Source organism: Arthrobacter monumenti (assembly GCF_054511255.1).
Map to the genome: position 1 here is coordinate 40,825 of NZ_JBTNCY010000013.1, position 19,274 is coordinate 60,098.

Genomic DNA, 19,274 nt, shown 5'->3' on the forward strand with positions numbered 1-19,274 from the left:
CGCATGTTCCGCATCATCACCGTCTGCACAGGAAATATCTGCCGCTCCCCGATGGCCGAGCTGATGCTCACCCGGGCACTCGAGGAGGCCGGTCTCGCCGACTCGGCGACCGTCGATTCCGCCGGAACCACCGATTACGAGGTTGGCCGGCCGATCGACCGCCGGGCTTCCCGGAAACTGGAACTGCAGGGCATCACCAGCGCAGAACACCGTGCGCGCCGGTTCGAGGACAGCTGGTTCCGTGAACGCGATCTGATTCTGGCGCTCAATTACGACCACTATGAAGACCTGCGCGCACTTGCCCCCGATGACGACGGCAGAACCAAGGTCCGGATGCTCCGGGACTTCGATCCGGACATGGCCGGCCAGGACCCTTCCGAGCAGGGAATTGAGGATCCGTGGTACGGCGACGAGTCCGGTTTCGATAACAGCTGGGACCTGATCGAGGCGGCCGTTCCGGGCATCGTCCGGCATGTCCAACAGGTCCTCGATGAACGACGGTAAATCTCCGCGCCCGCTGATCATCGCCATCGATGGGCGGTCCGGGGCAGGCAAGACGACCCTGGCGGTGGAACTGGTGGCCAGGCTGCGCGAATATCACAGTGTTTCACTCTTCCACCTCGAAGATATATACCCCGGATGGAATGGCTTGCCTGCGGGATTGGAAACATACCGGGAAACGGTTTTGACGCCCTTGAGCCTGGGCAATGACGCGCACTGGAATCCGTGGGACTGGGAGGCGGGAGCCGAGGGCGCGGCCCGCTGTACCCGTGCTGCCGGGATCGTTGTCGTTGAAGGCGTCGGAGCGGCGCACCAACAGGCACGCGCGCTGGTCGACGTCGTCATCTGGTTGGAGGCCCTCGAAAGCGACCGAAAGCAACGTGCGCTGGCCCGCGATGGAGATCTTTTCGCACCCTACTGGGACCAGTGGGCGGAGCAGGAGGCCGCCCTGCTGGAACTCGATGATGTGGCGGCTGCCGCCGATTTGGTGGTCCAGGGCCCGGGCGATGACATGGTCCGCGAACAGGTGGTGGCGGCTCTGGTAACACTTCCCCAAGCGGAGGCACTCCTGCTGCCCGAACGCACGCGCTGGAACAGCGTTTCCCTGCGGATGCAGCGTCTTGACCTGTTTCCCGATGCTGCACTGTGTTTTTCAGAACTCTATGGCGGAAATCCCAGGACGGTGTGGCTGGACAGCTCCGACTCCGGCAGCGGGCACAGCTCCAGCCGGTTCAGCATTATGGCCGACGACGGCGGCAGTTACGGCAGGGCGGCAACCCACAGTTCAGGCCTGACCGAGGTCCGCTCCGGTGCGGTCTCCAGCCGCATCCGGGGCCCCTTCTTCCGCTGGCTGGATTCGGTTTGGGGACACGGAACCTTGACCGCACCGGACGATTATCCGGGTGAATTCACCCTCGGCTGGCTCGGCTGCCTGGGATATGAACTCAAGCGCGAAACAGGTGGGGCCGACATCGAAAGCAGCACCCCTGACGCCGCACTGATCTTCACCGGCCGGTGCCTCGTTTTCGACCATGCCCAGAGGTGCATATACCTGCTGGCGCTCGAAGACGAGGCGACACATGCCGAGGCGGCGGAGTGGCTGGGCCATACTGCCGATCGGGTTGCACACCTGCCCGCACCAGCGAAAGGGACCTCCGCGGAACCCCGGCCTGTCCTGACTCAAGCCGCGGCTCCCGATGATCAGGATCCGGCCGTCCTGGCCGGGAATCCTGCGCTTCGGTTCGAGGTCAGGAACCCCCGGAAGGACTATCTCGACCGCATCGACTCGGCGCGGAAGCAGATCGCCGAGGGCAACTCCTACGAAATCTGCCTGACCACGCAGCTGGATTGCCGGCCGGACAGCCCGATCGATCCCTGGCAGACCTACCTCGACCTGCGGCATCGCAGTCCCGCCCCGTTTGCCGCCTACGTCCAGCTGGATGGGCTCAGCGTTGCCAGCACCTCTCCGGAGCGGTTCCTGCGGATCGGCGCTGACGGATCTTTGCGCGCCGAACCGATTAAGGGCACGCGGCGCCGGGATCCGGATCCCGGCCGCGACGCCGCCCTCCGGAAGGAGCTGTCCAACTCCCTGAAGGACCGGGCGGAGAACATCATGATCGTGGATCTGCTCCGTAATGATCTCTCGCACTTCGCGGTTCCGGATTCGCTGCGGGTTTCGAGATTGTGCGCGGTGGAAAGCTATGCGACCGTGCATCAGCTGGTCAGCACCATAGATGCCAGGCTGCGTCCGGGCGCCGACCGGGCCGCCGCCGTCGCCGCAGCTTTTCCTGCCGGTTCCATGACGGGGGCGCCAAAAATCAGCACAATGTCGATCCTTGACGACCTGGAAAAGCTGCCCCGCGGGATCTATTCCGGCGCCCTCGGCTACTTCTCCCTGAACGGTGCCGCTGATCTGTCGGTGGTAATCCGTAGTCTGGTGATCGAGGATGGTGCTGATGGCCAGCGGTTGTCCCTCGGAGTCGGCGGAGCGATCACCGCTGATTCGAATCCCGAGTCGGAATGGGAGGAAGTCCAGACAAAGGCCTACGGCGTCCTGTCCGCACTCGGCGCTGAATTTCCGCCGGATGCAAGACCAGGAGGACAAGCATGAAAGCAGTGATCAGCGGCGCTGGAATCGCCGGGCTGTCCAATGCCCGGTTCCTTGCCGGCGCCGGCTGGGACGTCGTCGTACTTGAGCGCGCTCCGGCCCGGCGGAGCGAGGGGTACATGATGGACTTCTTCGGTCCCGGTTTCGAGGCAGCGGAAGCGCTCGGACTGATACCGCGGCTGCGCGAACTGGCGTATCCCATCGACAGGGTCGCCTATATCGACAAACGCGGCCGGGCCCGGGCGATGTTGAGCTATGAACGGTTTGCCCGCATGGTCGACGGCAGGCTGCTGAGCATCATGCGCCCCGACTTGGAGCTGGCCCTGCTGGAATCTCTGCCCGGGAATGTACAACTGCGCTACTCGACGACGATTGACTCACTCCGGAACAATGACGACGGCGTCAGCCTCACCCTCAGCGACGGCTCGGCAGAGGAAGCCGACCTGCTGATCAGCGCCGAGGGGATTCATTCGGCGCTGCGGTCCCGGATCTTTGGTCCGGAGGAAGAATACCTGCGCTATCTCGGGTATCACACGGCCGCCTTCATCTTTCATGATCCGGTCATGAACGCGGGAACCGGTGCTCAGTTTTCGCTGACGGATACCGTCGACCGGCAAGCCGGAATCTACGGACTGCGAGGCGGTGACGTCGCAATATTCACCGTCCACCGGGCGAACGACCGCCGGCTACCCGCCAATCCACGGGAGGAACTCCGAAGACGCTACGCACAACTCGGCTGGTTTATGCCAAGCGCCTTGGAAAAGTGCCCGCCGGAGGTCTACTACGACCAGGTCGGTCAGATCATCATGCCGCGGTGGCGCAGCGGCCGGGTGGTCCTGGTGGGGGACGCCGCCCATGCCGTCTCACTGCTGGCCGGACAGGGTGCATCCCTGGCCGTGGCCGGGGCGCAGGAACTGGCACGGGAACTGGCGTCGGCAGCCGACATCGCCACCGGTCTGGATAACTACGAGAAGAACTGGCGCCCCCGGGTCGAGGTGCATCAGCAGGCCGGCCGCCGCGCTGCCTCCTGGTTTGTGCCCTCGAATCCGCTCTGGCTCTGGGTCCGCCGGCTCGTGCTGCGGCTGATGACCCTTCCCGGGGCGGACCGCTTCTTCAGTGACCGGTTGGTGGGCAAGACCGGCGCTAAGGTGAAACCATGACTGTTCTGGTTTTCCTGGACCCCGGTTCCGAACATGGCCGGATCGCCGATGCCACCCAGCCGCAGCTGATGGCCACCGACCTGGGCGCAACCCGCGGCGACGGCATATTCGAGTCCCTGCTGGTCGTCCACGGCACTCCCCGGAAACTGCAGGCACACCTGGACCGGCTCGACGTTTCCGCCCGGGCGATGCACTTGGAGATTCCGGATCAGCAGGCCTGGCGCCGGGCGATTACCACCGCGCTCGCCGAATTCGCGGCCACCGAGCAGGCAGCTGCCCCGGAGGTGGTGCTGAAGCTGATCACCACCCGCGGTGTCGAAGGAGCCGCTGCTCCGACGTCGTGGGTCAGCGCCTTCCTGCCGCCAGCCACCTCGCAGGGGCAGCGCGAAACCGGACTTGCCGTACTGTTGCTTGACCGCGGCTATGACAGCGCGATTGCCGAACGTGCGCCGTGGCTGCTGCAGGGCGCCAAGACTCTGTCCTATGCGGTGAACATGGCCGCCATCCGGTATGCAAAAGACCAGGGCGCCGATGACGTCATCTTCACCAGTTCCGATGGAAAGGTCCTCGAGGGCCCAACCTCGACCGTGCTGATCGCCCGGCAGCGCGAAGGCGTGAAGGAACTGCTGACCCCGCGGCGCGACAGCGGCATCCTGCCCGGCACGACGCAGGGTGCGCTCTTCTCCGCGGCCGAAGAGGCTGGCTGGAAACTTGGCTACGGGCCGCTCGAGCCGGATGACTTGAAAACGGCCGACGCGGTCTGGCTCATTTCCAGCATCCGGCTCCTCGCGCCGGTCAACAGCATCGATGGAAATCCCATATTGACATCGCCCGCCCTGACCTCCGAGCTGACTACCCTGCTGGAAAACATCGTTTAGGCGTCAGAAGATCGGGTTCCAAGTACCCAGGACGACGGCGGCTCCCACGGCGAGCGCGGTGATCACGGCCGCTCCGCACAGCACCCACAGGTCGAGAATGCTGTAGCGCGATTCGCGTGCCCAAGTACGTTCCGCTCCACCGAATCCGCGCGCCTCCATGGTCGTGGCAAGCCGCGTCGCCCGCCGGATGGCCTGGACCAGCAGGGCCAGCGCCTGCCCCAGCGATGCCTTGAACCGTCCGGTGTAGCCGCCATTCGAGCCGACGCCGCGGGCCCGGCGCGCCATACCAAGGGTTCGCCACTCCTCGAGCAGCAGCCCGACCAGCCGCATCGCCGCCAAGGCACCGAGCACGAACCGGTGCGGCAGCCTCAGCTTCTGCGCCAGACCATCCGCCAGGTCGGTGGGGTCCGTGCTGGCGAGGACAATGATTCCCGGAAGGGCGATGGCTAGACCACGCAGCATGATGGCAATACCGGCCTGCAGTGATCCCTCGCTGAAGGTGATGATTCCCCAGTCCACAAGGACCGCACCGCTGTCCTCGGCCAACAATGCGGTTCCGTACCCGCCGACCAGTGCGGCAAACAGGATCGGCCAGCCCCGCGAAAGCAACACCCGCAGGCTCAAACCCGCCAGCGGCAGCAACGCCAGCTCACAGGCCAGCGCGATCGTCGCCGAGACCCAGTCGACCGTCAGCACCAACGCGATCGTGATCAGGAACGCCGCCGCGAGCTTGGACACCGGGTTGGCCCGCGACAGCAGAGCGGTGCTCCGGGGCGGCGCCAGGACGTCAGTGCTCATGTGCACCAAATCCCCTCGTGGTTGCGGGCTCCCCCGCGCCACCGGTTTCTCCATCTGGAACCAGGTGCAACCGGGCGCCGCCCAGAACATCGGTGAAATCCTCATCGTGGGTCACTGAAACGACGGCGGTGCCCTCATCCAGCAGCCCGGAGAGCAGGCTGGCAAGCTCCGCCCAGGTATTGGCATCCTGTCCGAAGGTTGGTTCATCGAGCACCAGCACATCCGGACTCGAGGCCAGGACCGTGGCCACTGACAACCGCCGCTTTTCCCCGCCGGAGAGTGTAAAGGGGTTCGCCTCGGCCAGCCGGGTCAGCCGCAGCCGCTCCAGCAGTTCGCCCACGCCCTTGTCGGTATCGACACCGCCCTCGAGTTGGCGCGGGCCGAAAGCCAGTTCGTCATAGACCCTATTGGTCACGAACTGATGCTCCGGTTCCTGGAATACGGTACCGATCCGTGAGATCAAGTCCTTCGAGTGCCAGCGGAAGGGACTGGATTCCACACCGCGTGCCAGGGCAGGCTGCGCCTTCACTGCACCGCCTGCGGCCGGCAATAGTCCAGCCAAGGTCAACGCAAGAGTCGACTTTCCCGCTCCATTCGGGCCTGTAATGCTCAACGCCTTTCCGGCGGAAACGTCAAGGTCGATACCGGAAGCGGCAGGCCGCGCCGGGTGCCGTCGTCGTGCCTGCTCCCTGGATACCGCCAAGTCCACCGCCGACAGCAGCGGCTTGCCCGAACCGGAATTGTGCCGCGGCCGGGTCGTTGGCCGGTGCCCGGGAACCCACACGCCGGCATCCAGCAGCGGCTGCCGTGCGCGGCCCAGAACTGCACTGGGAGCACCATCGGCCAACACCCCTCCGCCCGGATCGAGGACAATAATCCGGTCCACCGCATCGGCCCACACCGCGACCCTGTGCTCGACAACCACCAGGGTCGCACCGGTTTCCTGCACTGACCGCAGAACGGCGTCGCGGACATCGAGCACGCCGCCAGGGTCGAGGTTCGCCGTCGGTTCGTCCAGCAACAGCAAGCCCGGCTGCATTGCCAAAATTCCTGCCAACGCAAGCCGTTGCTTCTGCCCGCCGGACAGGGCCGACGTCGGGCGGTCCAGTGGCAGATTGAGGCCGACCGCTTCAAGTGCCTGGTGAACCCGGGTCCAGATTTCAGCCCGCGGCACCGACAGGTTCTCGGCGCCGAATGCAACGTCATCGCCGACCCGGGAAAGGACCACCTGCGAGTCCGGGTCCTGCTGCACCAGACCTGCCCGGCCCCTTAGGCTTGCGGCGGGTTCGCCGTCGATAAGCAGGCGGCCGTACTCGGAGCTGTCGTCGTCAGCGCCCAGCAAGCCGGCGAGTCCGTGCAGCAACGTTGATTTGCCCGCTCCGGACGGCCCAAGGAGCAGGACGCGCTCCCCGGCATTGATTTGCAGATCCAGATTCCGCACCGCCGGGTCCGTACGGCCGGCGTGTCGCCAGCCCCAGTCCTGCGCCGAAACGGCGGCAGGACGGGACCGTTGCCGGGAGGGTGTCGTGGTGGAAAGCATCTGGCCTAGATACGTTTGGCGGCTCGTCCGGATGCAAGGCCGGAGAGCACACCGGTCGGCAGCAACGCCTTGTAGCCAAACCAGGACAGCAGCCCCGCCACCACTACGCCGGAAATCGAGGTCAAGGCGACGTAGACCAGCTTCCACTCCACCGCCCACTCGACGTTATAGAGGAAGTTCTCGTTCACGCCCAGCGCCATGCCGGACACCAATCCGGCCAGCAGCGTGACCGGCAGCGTCCATTTGCGGTAGCGGAAGGCAGCAAAGACAAGTTCCGCACCGAGGCCCTGCAGCAGGCCGGAGATAATCACGGTCATGCCGAAATGCGTGCCCAGCAGCCCCTCCACGGCCGCGGCTACCAGTTCGCAGTACAGCGCCGCGCCGGGTTTGCGGATCAGCAGTCCACCAATGATGCCGGCGATCAGCCATCCGCCGGTATAGAGCCCGGCAAGCGGCGGAAAGGCCGTCGTGATGACGGCGATGACCGCGTAACCTTGGGTCCAGACCCAGAAGATGACCCCTACCGCGACGGCGACGACCGACGCGACGACGATGTCCACCACGCGCCAATGGGTGTTCGGCTTCCGGCCGGTGACTTGTTGTGGGTCACTGTGTTGAGTGGCCATTCTGAAATCCTCCTGTGTTTCAGGAGGGGAGAACGATCCGCGGTAATAGGTCCGAGGCACGTTCGATCCACGGACATCACCGAGGTCGCTCTGAGAACTCGACTCCCTTCGCCGGTACTAGCCGGATCAGGTTCGAGGGTCAGCGGCTTTCCCGCACTCTCAGCGCCGTTCCTGTTCCCGGTGCAAGTCGTTCCACCGCGATCAGGGCGCTCCCCTGTCGTATTTATTGCATCTCCAAGTCTACACCGCCGCATACTCGATACACCGACCGGGAACGGTTAGGCTGAAACAAAGCATGAACAGCCCGATTGATCGGAGTAACCATGAACGTCATCTTCAAACTTCTCGGCACCGCCGTCACCGTTGGTGCAACATTCGCGGCCAAGAAGATCGTTTCCGCCAGCTGGGAGAAGAAGACCGGCAGGAATCCACCGACCGCAGCGGATGACCTGGAGAATTCGTGGAAGGAAGCGCTGGTCTGGGGCCTCCTGACCGCGGCCACCGCCACGATCATCCAGGTCACGGCCGGCCGGGGTACGCAGCGCGCTATCCAGAAGTTCGGCAAGCATTCCGACTCCATCGACGCCGCCTAGGGCGGCCATCAGCAACGATTAGAACCATTGCCCCGGCAACATTTTTGTTTGACTTGTCAGGCGGGTCGGATGGGCGTGCGGGTTGACCGCGCGGATTTCTGCGCGCGTCGGTGGATAAAGTACTCGGCCACTGCCAGGCTCAGCACCCATGATGAGCCGATGAGTACGGCCCTGCTCAGTTCAGTGACCGGGCCGACGAGGAGAATCCAGGGAATGGTCACCACCACGATGGTTCCCTGGGCGATACCGATGGCGTAGGCCCTGGACATCCACTCGCTGTGCCTCACATAGTTCCGACGCCGCACCGCCAGGAACCCCAGCACAAGGCTCGCCACCATAGCCGAGCCGAAGAGCAGCCGAAGCACCAACAGGAGGACGCCATCCAGGGGCGGGAGGTCGTAGAAGACTGCCATCCACAAACCGGACAGGGCGGCGAGTAGACCTGTGGGGACGAGAATGCGCCCGGCGAGGCGGTGCCAGTTCGCCCTGCCGCGCTTCCCGCGGCGCAGGGAGGGAACGAATTGGAAGGCCCCGAGCAGCAGGTACACGGTGACAGTGGGAATGTGGATCAGCACGGGAATGGGCGCTTCGAAGAACCGCTCGTTATCTGCCGTGACCGCACCGCCCGCCAAATCGCCAATGCGCGACACCCCTGCGATCACCGGAACGAGACTGAGGATGATCAAAGCGGTGGGCACGAGCCACCGTGCCCGGCGACGGCTGACTGGCGTGGGGGCGAGGGCGTTTCCCGTGGCCATGGCCTGGCCCTTTCAAGAAGGGGGATGCACGGAAGCTGCTTCCGTTCGTTGTACGCGATCGTATCCTGCGAAAGTAAGGCACCAATAGGGTCGCATGGCACCAATGCGGCACCAAGCGGTTCAACCGCACCGAACGAGTCTCTCGCCCGCAGTTCGTGGGCCGGCGGAGTTTAGCCGCGTTCACTCCGTCTGCGGACGCGCTCTTCCTCGTCCGGTTCATCGACCCGCGCAGCCGGAGTTTCGGCGTCGTCGGGCAGCGGAGCCCCTCCCTGGTCCTCGACCGCTTCTTCCACGCTTTCCCCGGCCTCGGCCGCTTCCTTGTACTCTGAGGCGCGGTACTGCGCGGCGGCCGCCACGACCTCGTCCAACTCGTCCACCTTCAGCAATTCCTTGCGCAGGTGCTTGGTCCGGTAGCCGGCGCGCCCCACCATATGCGCGGAGACGGGGGCGGTGAGGAGCTGGAAAACCCAGGCGATCAGCAGAACCGGAACCAGGGCCCAGCTGCGCAGCTGGATCGCGACGGCGACAAGCATCAGGAACAGGCCGAGCACCTGCGGCTTGGTTGCCGAGTGCATGCGCGAGAGCAGATCAGGAAACCGGATCAGGCCAATAGCCGCCGCCAAAGACATCAGCGCACCAGCGATCAGGCAGATGGCTGCGATCGAGTCGAGCAGGACGTGGGTATTCAAGCCATCACCTCTTGTCCGATACGAAGCGCGCAACCGTGACAGACCCGATGAAGCCAATCAACGACAGCGATACCAGCAGCACCAGGTTCTCCAGGTGCTGGTTGATGGCCATATCCGTGGCCAGTCCGGCGGCGAAGATGGCCAGCAGCACGTCGGTGGCCAGGACCCGGTCGAGCAGCGACGGCCCCTTGGCAATCCGGTAGATGGTGCCGGCCGCGGCAAGGGACAGGACCACGCTTACGATGACGAGGACAATCTGCATCATGACTGGTCCTCCTTTCTGCCCGTTGCTGACGGCCATTCGGCCTCAGTACGGCCATCCACTTCCCGGCGGACCATCTCAAGTTCCTCCCGCGATCCCATCGCCCTGATGAGCCTGACCTCGACACCCCGCACCCTGTTCCGGACCACGTCGGCTTCCTCGGTGCTGCTCACATTCATGCAGTGCAGGTACAGCGTCGACGTCGAACGGTCCACCTCAACCACGAGGCTTCCGGGAATCAGCGAAATCACATGTCCGGTAGTGGTCACCAACAGGTCCGACGAACTCCGCAGCTGCACCGCAACGACCGCATTGTTCAGCCGTGGGCCCTGCGTGACCGCCAGGTAGAAGACCTCAACGCTGGCTTTGACCAGTTGCAGCAGGAAGATTCCGGCGAAGGTAATGCCGTGCAGGATATTGAAACGGCCACTCAGCTCGACGGGTGGCAGGTAGAACAATTGCGTGATAGCCCACGCAATGAGCGCCCCGAAGAGGAGATTGCCGACGCTGAAGTCGCTCCAGAGAGCACCCCAGACCAGCACCAGCCAGATGATCAGCGGCAACTCCTGCCGGAGGGAAACCCTGGGATGCTTCATTCTGCTGCCCCCTCTCCCAGCACTGCCTCAATGTAGGGCACGCGGTCGAGCATCCCGCGGGCGGCATCGTCGCTCAATTCAAACAAGGGACCGGCGAACACCGTCAGGGCCACGCCCATGGCGACCAGTCCGATGGTCGCTCCCACCATGGCACCCGGCAACAGCGGAACTTCTTCCTTGCTGGACAAGCGTCCATTGCCATCCCCGGAAACGTCCGCTGACGTGCGGACGGCGGAGCCATCATTCTTCACCGCCAGCAGGACCGGATCCGGGTACTCCGCATCCTCCGGCCGACGCCAGAATGCCCTGTTCCACACGCGCACCATGGCGAGCAGCGTCAGCAGCGAAACCAACACGGCGCTGACCACCAGTACGTACGCCAGCGGAGTGCCCAGCTCGATACCGGCCTGCAGCAGCCCGAGTTTTCCGAGGAAACCGGAGAACGGCGGGATGCCGCCCAGGTTCAAAGCCGGCACCAGGTACAGCACTCCCAGCAACGGCGACAGTCTGGCCAGCCCACCCAATCTGTCAATCGAAGCCGTACCGCCGCGCCGCTCAATCAGGCCGGCGACCAGGAACAGGCTCGTCTGGATGGTGATGTGGTGGACGACGTAGTAGACCGTGGCGCCCAGTCCCACCACTGTGGAAACGGCGAGCCCAAACAGCATGTAGCCGATATGGCTGACCAGGGTGAAGGACAACATACGTTTGATATCGGTCTGTGCCAAAGCACCGAGGATCCCGACGATCATGGTCAACGCGGCCGCGACCATGAGTAATCCGTTCAGCCTGTCACCCGGAAACAACAGCGTTTCGGTGCGGACCATCGCGTAGACGCCGACCTTGGTCAGCAACCCGGCAAACACAGCAGTGACCGGGGCCGGGGCGGTTGGATAACTGTCCGGAAGCCAGAACGACAGCGGGAACACCGCCGCTTTAATACCGAACGCCACCAGCAGCATCAGGTGCAGCATGTTCTGCGTGCCCGGATCCAGCTCCGCCAGTTTGATGGACAGGTCCGCCATATTGACCGTGCCGGTGGCACCATAGATCATCGCGATGGCTATCAGGAACAGCAGCGAGGAGACAACGCTGACGACGGCGTATGTCACCCCCGCGCGGATGCGGGGGCCGGTCCCGCCGAGAGTCATCAGCACATAGCTCGCCGTCAGCAGGATTTCGAAGCCGACGTAGAGGTTGAACAAGTCACCGGAGAGGAAGGCGTTCGAGACACCGGCCACCAGGATCAAATACGTCGGATGGAATATTGAGACCGGACCGTCTTCGTCCCGGTCCGCGACGCCCTGCCCGGTGGCATAAATCAACACGGCGAGGCTGACCGCCGAGGACACGACCAGCATCAGGGATGAGAACTGGTCCACCACCATCACGATGCCCCACGGAGGCAGCCAGCCGCCGAGGTTCACGGACTGCGGCCCCGAGCCCCAGATCAAAACGAGCAGGAGGACTTCGAGGCTGATGGTCACGCTGAGCAGGGTGATGCTCACGGCCCGTTGTGCCCGTGGATGGCGGATCAGGACGAATGTGATCGCCGCGCCAAGGAATGGCAGGACCACCGCAAGAGGGGCCAGGCTCGTGATATTGATCATCGGCCGGCCTCCTTCGGATTTCTGTTCCCGGGCGTTTCTTCCTTCTCGTCCAGGTTGTCGGGACCGCTGAACTCGGAGGTCTCCAAGGGAACGTCGGCGTCGTCTTCGGCGTCGTAACTGCCTTGGCTGGCCACCCTGCGGTCCTCAATATCGTCCTGGACCTCGTCCTGCCGGCCGATGATCCAGGAGCGGTAGATAATGCCAAGCAGGAACGCCGTGATGGCAAAGGAGATCACGATCGAGGTCAGGATCATCGCCTGCGGGAGTGGATCGTTATATGCATCGGCTGGAATATTCTCTTCGTACAGCGGCGCCGGACCGGCGAACCCTCCAGTGTTCAGCAACAGGATATTAACGCCGTTGGCCAGCAGGATGATGCCAAGCAGGACCCGGGTCAGGCTTCGCTCCAGGAGCAGGTAGATCCCCGTGGCAAACAGTGCTCCCATGACGATCAGCAGGGTGAAGTTCACGCTCACCTGGACACCGCCCGTCCGCTGGCGCGGTCGGCGTTGCGCTGTGACTCGCCGCCGTCGTCGGAACCGTTTTCGGTACGTTCGTCAATCTCGGAACCGAGGCTTCGCAGAACATCCAAAACCAGGCCGACGACGACAAGGTACACGCCGATGTCGAAAATGGTGGAAGTGACGAACTTGATCTCGCCAAACACCGGCCAGGTGGCTTCGAAAACGAAACTCTGGAACACCTCGCCGCCCAGCAGCGCGGGAACCAGCCCTGCCAGTGAGGCGATGCCAAGGCCCAGGCCCAGCAGCAGCCCCGCGCTGACCGGTGTCGCCTCGGCGAGCTCGAACCGGCCACCGGCCAGATAGCGGATGGCCAGGGCCAGGCCGGCCATCAAGCCGCCCGCGAATCCGCCGCCAGGGCTGTTATGCCCGGCGAGCAGCAGGTAAATGGAGAAAATCACCACGCTGTGGAAGAGCAACCGGGTGATGACCTCGAAGATGATGGAGCGCCGTTCCGGAGCCAAGGTACGGCCGGCGACCAGCCAGGCGTCCCGTTCCACATTGGAAAACTTCCGGGTCAGCGCCAGCGCCGCCGCTTCCCGGCCATACTCTTTGAGGTTCTCCCGGCCGCGGTCCACGGAACCGGTCGCGACGCCGTCGGCACGGCGCCGGCGGTCTCCCCGGCTGCGGACGAAGATCAGGCTGGCAACGCCGGTGGCTGCGATGGCGAGGACAGAGATTTCGCCGTAGGTGTCCCACGCCCGGATGTCCACCAGGGTGACATTGACAATATTCGCTCCCTGACCGATCTCGTACGCCAACTCCGGATACTGCAGCGAGATCGGGACGGCGGTGCGCGAGCCCATCGCCGCCATCGCAATGAACATCATCACCAGGCCGAACGCCACCCCGATTCCGGCCCGCAGCACCCGATGGCCGGCAGGCGTCCGCTGCCACAGCTTGGCGGGCAGCGAACGCAACGCCAGGACGAAGGCGACCAGGACCATCGTTTCGATCAGCATCTGGGTCAGGGCGAGATCCGGCGCGCCCTGCAAAGCGAAGATCAGCGCAATCCCATACCCGGTCACGCTGACCATCAGCACCGCCAGGAACCGCTTATTGGCGCGGACCGCAGCGATGGCCCCGAGGATGATACCGAGTCCGGCCACCGCCTGGACCGGCGAGTCGAACCAGCGCCACTTCGTAGGCAGGATCGGGGCATTACCGAGCAGGAATGCTCCCATGGGCATGACGATGGCCGTGCTCAGGATGACGAACAGATAGAACAGCAACGAACCACGTTGGGTGCGACCGGTGACCCATACCGCCACCTCGTCCAGCACACCAATAATTTTCCGGTAGCCGCGCTCAGCATCGAATACCGGGTACAGCCTGTCTTGAATCCTCGAGACCGCGTCGCGCTTATAAAACAGCAGCAGCCCGACGGCGATAGTGAGCACGCTCAGCAGCAACGGCAGGTTAAGGCCGTGCCAAATGGCCAGATAAGGATCTTCCCCAGCACCGGGCCGGAATTGCTGCATGTAAGGATCGATCCAGGCATTGACCGGATCCGGAAAGACGCCATACAGAATCGTTCCGGCCGTCAGGACCAGTGGCGCCACCAGGAAGGCCTTGGTCACCGGCGTGAAGTCCGTGTCCTCCATGCCCTCCTTGCGGCCGAATCCGCCCCTGATGAACCGCGCACTGTAGGCGAAAGTCAGCATGGACCCAATCACGATGCCGGCAAGCAGGGTGATGCCGAGCGGATCCGTCGCTTCATGGACGAACGCCGCATAGACGGATTCTTTCGCGACGAATCCGCCGAGGAACGGCAGCCCGGCCATCGAGGCCGCCGCCACCAACGACACCGCGCTGAGCCACGGTGCCGAGTGGAAAAGTCCGGAGAGGTTGCGGATATCGCGGGTGCCGGTCTGATGGTCAATGATTCCGACGACGAGGAACAGCGTGCCCTTGAACAGCCCATGTGCCAGCAACAGCGCCAGTCCCGCCAGTGCGCCGTCCCGGTTCCCCATGCCCACCACTAGTGTGAGGAAGCCGAGCTGGCTGACCGTCCCGTAGGCGAGCAGCAGTTTCAGGTCGGTCTGGCGCAGGGCGCGCCAGCCGCCGATGAGCATGGTCGCAAGGCCGAGGGTGAGGATCAGCGGATCCCAGAGAATCGTTTCGGCATAGCCGGGGGCGAATCTCGCCACCAGATAGATACCGGCCTTCACCATCGCGGCGGCATGCAGATAGGCGCTCACCGGCGTTGGCGCCGCCATCGCCGCGGGCAGCCAGAAGTGGAAAGGCACCAGCGCTGACTTGGTGATGGCGCCAACCAGCACCAGCGCAATGGCAATGTCGATGGCGATTCCGCCGGCGGTCAGCGCCGGCGCGAGGGTCATGATCTCCGAAATCCGGTAGGTCCCGGCAGTCTGGCCGATCATGACCAGGCCGACCAACATCGCCAGGCCCCCCAACGTTGTCACGATGAGCGCCTGTAACGCGGAGCGGCGGGCGGCGAGACGCGCCCTCGAATAGCCGATCAGTAAATACGACAGGATGGAGGTCAGTTCCCAGAAAACGTACAGCAGGATCAGGTCGTCCGCGATGACCAGACCGAACATAACCCCGGAGAATGCCAGCAGCTGGGAGCCAAAGGCGCCAAGGCCGACGTCGTTATCCCTGAAATACCGGGCGCAATAGAACAGCACCAGGGCACCCACGCCGAGAATCAGCAGTGACAGGATCCAGGCGAGCGCGTCGAGACGGAATGCCAGTTCCAGCTGGAGATCCGGGATCCATTCGATGACAAGGGTGGGTGGTCCGCCGGCGCCCGGGTCAGCGCCGGGACCTGAACCCATCACTGCGTCATACTGGCCAATCAGCCAGATAAGGGAGACTGCCGGAACGGCGGCGAGCAGGTAGAACGCCGAGCGGCCGATTTTGGTGAAGATTAAGGGCGCGATCAGTGCCACGATGAAGTGGGTGGCAAGCACGATCAGCACGATGATCTCCGCAGCATTGGCGATTAACCCGCTAAGGGCGCGGTTCAGCCAACGACAAATCGCGACATCGACGCCCTTCAGGCAACCTTTGGATGGTCAAGGGCCAGCGACCTCAGTCTAGCAAGGGTCAACAAACCAAAAGTCCGACGGCGGTCCTCAGTGGGTCCCGTACGCCCTGAGATCCCGCGGTCGGATAGCATTCAGGCTATGAGCGACCTCACGCCTGATCCCGGCTCACGAACGGCAGGAACGACTGCCGTACGGCCAAAAACCAAGGTCGGCAACAAGGGCCAAATTCTCGCCTGGGCGTCCTGGGACTGGGGGTCGGCGGCCTTCAACGCGGTGATGACCACATTCGTGTTCACGGTTTACCTCACCTCCACGGAGGCGTTCGGCGGTGAGGACTATGTTTCACAGGTACTCGGCGCCGGTTTGGCTATCGCTGGCGCTTTGGTCGCCCTGATGGCGCCGATCACCGGGCAGCGTTCGGACACGGGTGGACGGCGCAAGTTATGGCTCGGCGTCAACAGCGCACTGGTGGTGATGCTGACCGCGCTGTGTTTCTTCGTCTTTCCACAGCCGGAATTCCTGATCCTCGCGGTCGTCCTCCTGGCAGCGGCAAACGTCTTTATGGAATTCGCCGGCGTTAACTACAACGCCATGCTGGTGCAGATCTCCACCCCCGGAACGATCGGCAAAATCAGCGGGTTCGGCTGGTCCATGGGGTATTTCGGCGGGATTATCGCCCTGGCCACCGTGCTGTTCGGGTTCGTCACGCCCGGTTTCTTCGGCGTCGCGACGGAGGAGGCGCTGAACATCCGGGTGGTGGCGCTGTTCTCGGCGGCATGGTTCGCCCTCTTTGCGCTGCCAGTGCTGTTCGCCGTTCCGGAAATTAGGTCCGTCCGCCAGGAAAGGATCAGTTTCGCCGCCTCCTACCGGTTGCTGTTCCGGCGGATCAAGGCCATCTTCAAAACCAGTCCACACACCATCTATTTCCTCCTCGCCAGTGCCATCTTCCGTGACGGACTGGCCGCGGTCTTCACCTTTGGCGGCGTCATTGCGGCGGGCACCTTCGGCTTTGCCCTTCAGGACGTGATCATCTTCGCCATTGCCGGAAACGTCATTGCGGCCCTCGGATCCTTGGCCGGCGGCGTACTGGACGACAGAATCGGACCCAAGCGAGTGATCATTGTGTCCCTGATTGGACTATTGATCTCCGGCACGGCGATCTTCATCCTCGGTGCAGGCAACTACGGGATCTTCGGTTTCGCCTGGACAGGAGTCGTTACGTTCTGGGTCTTCGGCCTGTTGCTCTGCCTGTTCGTCGGTCCCGCCCAGGCATCCTCGCGGGCCTACCTCGCCCGGCTCGCACCGGATGGCGAGGCGGGAGAACTGTTTGGTCTCTACGCCACCACCGGCCGGGCGGTAAGCTTTCTCGCCCCAGCCCTGTTTGCGCTGTTCATTAACATCTTCGGCAGCCAGCGCTACGGGATCCTGGGCATCATGGTGGTCCTGCTCGCAGGGCTACTGGTGCTGCTGCCGGTCAAGCCGCCCGCCAAGGTCTCCCCCGCCGTCGAACCTGTTTCCTGAGCCGACGCCTGGTTCAAGCCGATAATCCGGATGCCGGCCGGGGCCGCTAGAGATCGCTGCGGTGAAAATTCAAATGCGAGCGGGAGGCCGTCGGACCGCGCTGGCCCTGGTAGCGGTTGCCGTACGGACCGGAACCGTATGGGTGCTCGGACGGCGAAGTCAGGCGGAAAAAGCAGAGCTGGCCGATTTTCGAACCCGGCCAGAGTTTGATGGGCAGTGTCGCCATGTTGGACAGCTCGAGGGTGACATGGCCGGAAAAACCCGGGTCGATGAATCCCGCCGTCGAATGCGTCAGCAGACCCAGCCGTCCCAGCGATGATTTACCTTCCAGCCGTGCGGCAATGTCATCGGGCAAGGTGACCGTTTCGTACGTCGATCCGAGGACAAATTCGCCCGGGTGCAGGATGAAGGGTTCGTCGTGGTCAACCTCCACCAGCCGGGTCAACTCAGGCTGGTCTGTGGCCGGGTCGATGTGCGCGTACTTATGGTTATCGAAAAGCCTGAAGTAGCGGTCGATCCGTACATCCACGCTTGAAGGCTGGACCATGGCCGGATCATACGGATCAAGAACAATCCGGTCGTCGTCGATTTCGGTTCGTATGTCGCGGTCGGAGATGAGCACCAACCAAAAATACCGCATCGACCCTCTGTGCCAACAATGGTCTGCCGTTCTTAGGGAATGCCGATCTCCGTGCGCACTGCATACAGCTCGGGGAAGAACGTCAGGCTCAACGCGCGCTGAAGGAATCCGACCCCGCTGGATCCGCCGGTTCCCTTCTTCATGCCGATGGTCCGTTCCACCGTTTTGAGGTGCCGGAACCGCCAGAGCTGGAAGTTGTCCTCCAGGTCCACCAGTTCCTCGCACGCTTCGTAGACGTCCCAGTTTTCCTTCGCGTGTTCGTAGATGTACCGGTACACCTGCACCAGCTCCGCATTGGAGGTGTGGGCCTCGCTGACGTCCCGGTCCAGCAACTCCGGCGGAATATCAAAGCCCCGCCGGGCGAGCAGGCGAAGGAATTCGTCGTAAATACTCGTTTCCTGCAGCAGCTGTGACAACAGCCGGTGTGCCTCCGGGTCACTCTCGAAGACGGCCAGCATTCCGGCGTTCTTGTTGCCGAGGAGAAATTCAACCGCCCGGTACTGATACGACTGGAATCCCGATGACGAGCCAAGGTCGCTTCGGAATTCGGCATATTCGGACGGTGTCAGGGTTGCCAGCACCGACCATTGCTCAGTAAGAGTTCGCTGAATGTGCTTGATCCGCGCAATGCCTTTCATGGCCATTCGGAGATCATCTGCCTGCAGCCGCCCCCGCACCGCCCGGAGCTCATGGAGGACCAGCTTCAGCCACAGCTCGGAAGTCTGGTGCTGGATGATGAACAGCATCTCGTCGTGGTGGATGGGGCTGCTGACCGGCCGTTGTGCGGAGAGGAGCTGGTCCAACTGGAGATAGGAGCCATAGCTCATCCGTTCACTGAATCCGGTCTCGATGTCCGGCTCAAGACTGCGTGTGTTGTTATTGTTGCTCATGCCTCGCCTCTTTGCGCTGCCGCTGATGGTCCGTGCGAACTGTCGGTTCCACCCTAGGCCACGGGCACTAGAGTGGAGGTTATGCATGTCGAAGAGACGCCTCTGCCCGGAATCGGTGTCCGCAAAGATATCGTGACCGGCTCCGGCCGCCGGATCGGAATAGTGAGCCAGCGCGACGGGCACACTGAACTGATCATCTCCCGGCGTGACGATCCCGATGCCTGCCTGGCCTCAATTCCGCTCACTTCAGATGAAGCAGCCACTCTGGGCAATCTGCTCGGATCACCACAGCTGATCGCGCAGCTCCGGGAAGACCATCGGGACCTGCCCGGAGTCAACACGCGCCAGTTCCTCGTCAACCCGGGCTCACCATTCGACGGACACAAACTCGGGGATACCCGGATGCGGACGAAATCGGGAGTGTCGCTGGTGGCAGTGATGCGTGCCGGTCAGGTGCAGCCTTCGCCCACCCCCGATTTCACCCTGAAGGGCGGAGATCTACTGGTAGCGGTGGGGACCGCTGATGGCCTGGACATAGCCGCCGAAATACTTCAGCACGGTTGAGGCCCG

At 63.4% G+C, this 19,274-nt stretch carries 19 protein-coding genes and 1 riboswitch; of the genes, 7 read left to right on the forward strand and 12 right to left on the reverse strand.

Annotated features, from left to right (window positions below; all coding sequences use genetic code 11):
* The first annotated feature begins 3 nt into the window (after positions 1-3).
* From ACX80B_RS16680 to ACX80B_RS16695, 4 genes are read left to right on the forward strand one after another with little or no spacing between them, the layout of a single operon-like run.
* Positions 4-504 (forward strand): low molecular weight protein-tyrosine-phosphatase, encoded by a 501-nt coding sequence (locus tag ACX80B_RS16680; protein ID WP_459298219.1) that lies wholly within the window; start codon positions 4-6, stop codon positions 502-504.
* Positions 491-2,611, forward strand: a complete 2,121-nt coding sequence (locus ACX80B_RS16685; protein WP_459298221.1) for a chorismate-binding protein — start codon at positions 491-493, stop codon at positions 2,609-2,611. Before ACX80B_RS16680 ends, ACX80B_RS16685 begins: the two co-directional genes overlap by 14 nt.
* Positions 2,608-3,768 carry an FAD-dependent oxidoreductase gene (locus ACX80B_RS16690; protein WP_459298223.1) on the forward strand — a complete coding sequence of 387 codons (1,161 nt, stop codon included), beginning with the start codon at positions 2,608-2,610 and terminating at the stop codon, positions 3,766-3,768. The genes ACX80B_RS16685 and ACX80B_RS16690 overlap by 4 nt, the downstream gene beginning before the upstream one ends.
* Positions 3,765-4,646, forward strand: coding sequence for an aminodeoxychorismate lyase (locus ACX80B_RS16695; RefSeq protein WP_459298225.1), 882 nt, complete (start codon positions 3,765-3,767; stop codon positions 4,644-4,646). The genes ACX80B_RS16690 and ACX80B_RS16695 overlap by 4 nt, the downstream gene beginning before the upstream one ends.
* Before the next feature lie 3 nt (positions 4,647-4,649).
* On the opposite strand, the gene ACX80B_RS16700 is transcribed toward ACX80B_RS16695, so the two are convergent.
* The 3 genes from ACX80B_RS16700 to ACX80B_RS16710 are packed head-to-tail and all read right to left on the reverse strand — an operon-like array spanning position 4,650 to position 7,610.
* On the reverse strand, positions 4,650-5,444 hold the full coding sequence (locus ACX80B_RS16700) for an energy-coupling factor transporter transmembrane component T family protein (RefSeq protein ID WP_459298227.1): 795 nt from the start codon (positions 5,442-5,444) through the stop codon (positions 4,650-4,652).
* Entirely contained in the window at positions 5,434-6,984 is a 1,551-nt protein-coding gene (locus ACX80B_RS16705; protein ID WP_459298229.1) for an ABC transporter ATP-binding protein, read from the reverse strand. The genes ACX80B_RS16700 and ACX80B_RS16705 overlap by 11 nt, the downstream gene beginning before the upstream one ends.
* A gap of 5 nt (positions 6,985-6,989) precedes the next feature.
* Positions 6,990-7,610, reverse strand: a complete 621-nt coding sequence (locus tag ACX80B_RS16710) for an ECF transporter S component (protein WP_459298230.1) — start codon at positions 7,608-7,610, stop codon at positions 6,990-6,992.
* Positions 7,611-7,696: 86 nt separating this feature from the next.
* A riboswitch (TPP riboswitch) is annotated at positions 7,697-7,836 on the reverse strand.
* Positions 7,837-7,933: 97 nt separating this feature from the next.
* Between ACX80B_RS16710 and ACX80B_RS16715 the strand changes: the two genes are divergently transcribed.
* A complete protein-coding gene (locus ACX80B_RS16715) occupies positions 7,934-8,203 on the forward strand; it encodes a DUF4235 domain-containing protein (protein ID WP_459298232.1) in 270 nt (89 codons plus the stop codon).
* Positions 8,204-8,259: 56 nt separating this feature from the next.
* On the opposite strand, the gene ACX80B_RS16720 is transcribed toward ACX80B_RS16715, so the two are convergent.
* From ACX80B_RS16720 to ACX80B_RS16750, 7 genes are all read right to left on the reverse strand, one after another.
* A complete protein-coding gene (locus ACX80B_RS16720; protein ID WP_459298234.1) occupies positions 8,260-8,961 on the reverse strand; it encodes a DUF2306 domain-containing protein in 702 nt (233 codons plus the stop codon).
* A gap of 170 nt (positions 8,962-9,131) precedes the next feature.
* The gene (gene mnhG / locus ACX80B_RS16725) at positions 9,132-9,650 is read right to left on the reverse strand and encodes a monovalent cation/H(+) antiporter subunit G (RefSeq protein WP_459298236.1); all 519 of its coding nucleotides are present in this window, start codon (positions 9,648-9,650) and stop codon (positions 9,132-9,134) included.
* Positions 9,651-9,654: 4 nt separating this feature from the next.
* Positions 9,655-9,915 (reverse strand): monovalent cation/H+ antiporter complex subunit F, encoded by a 261-nt coding sequence (locus ACX80B_RS16730; RefSeq protein ID WP_459298238.1) that lies wholly within the window; start codon positions 9,913-9,915, stop codon positions 9,655-9,657.
* Positions 9,912-10,508: a Na+/H+ antiporter subunit E gene (locus ACX80B_RS16735; RefSeq protein ID WP_459298240.1), complete on the reverse strand. Its 597-nt coding sequence runs from the start codon at positions 10,506-10,508 to the stop codon at positions 9,912-9,914. Before ACX80B_RS16735 ends, ACX80B_RS16730 begins: the two co-directional genes overlap by 4 nt.
* A complete protein-coding gene (locus ACX80B_RS16740; protein WP_459298321.1) occupies positions 10,505-12,115 on the reverse strand; it encodes a Na+/H+ antiporter subunit D in 1,611 nt (536 codons plus the stop codon). The genes ACX80B_RS16735 and ACX80B_RS16740 overlap by 4 nt, the downstream gene beginning before the upstream one ends.
* Positions 12,115-12,594: a Na(+)/H(+) antiporter subunit C gene (locus ACX80B_RS16745; RefSeq protein ID WP_459298242.1), complete on the reverse strand. Its 480-nt coding sequence runs from the start codon at positions 12,592-12,594 to the stop codon at positions 12,115-12,117. The genes ACX80B_RS16740 and ACX80B_RS16745 overlap by 1 nt, the downstream gene beginning before the upstream one ends.
* A complete protein-coding gene (locus tag ACX80B_RS16750) occupies positions 12,591-15,584 on the reverse strand; it encodes a Na+/H+ antiporter subunit A (RefSeq protein WP_459298244.1) in 2,994 nt (997 codons plus the stop codon). Before ACX80B_RS16750 ends, ACX80B_RS16745 begins: the two co-directional genes overlap by 4 nt.
* A gap of 207 nt (positions 15,585-15,791) precedes the next feature.
* Between ACX80B_RS16750 and ACX80B_RS16755 the strand changes: the two genes are divergently transcribed.
* The gene (locus tag ACX80B_RS16755) at positions 15,792-17,174 is read left to right on the forward strand and encodes an MFS transporter (RefSeq protein WP_459298246.1); all 1,383 of its coding nucleotides are present in this window, start codon (positions 15,792-15,794) and stop codon (positions 17,172-17,174) included.
* Between the two features lie 46 nt (positions 17,175-17,220).
* Here the strand turns inward: ACX80B_RS16755 and dcd are convergent, their stop codons facing one another.
* Entirely contained in the window at positions 17,221-17,796 is a 576-nt protein-coding gene (dcd, locus tag ACX80B_RS16760; protein WP_459298323.1) for a dCTP deaminase, read from the reverse strand.
* 50 nt (positions 17,797-17,846) lie between these two features.
* Positions 17,847-18,704 (reverse strand): tryptophan 2,3-dioxygenase, encoded by an 858-nt coding sequence (kynA, locus tag ACX80B_RS16765; RefSeq protein ID WP_459298248.1) that lies wholly within the window; start codon positions 18,702-18,704, stop codon positions 17,847-17,849.
* An 81-nt stretch (positions 18,705-18,785) separates the two neighbouring features.
* Between kynA and ACX80B_RS16770 the strand changes: the two genes are divergently transcribed.
* Entirely contained in the window at positions 18,786-19,268 is a 483-nt protein-coding gene (locus ACX80B_RS16770; protein WP_459298250.1) for a cation:proton antiporter regulatory subunit, read from the forward strand.
* The last annotated feature ends 6 nt before the right edge of the window (positions 19,269-19,274 follow it).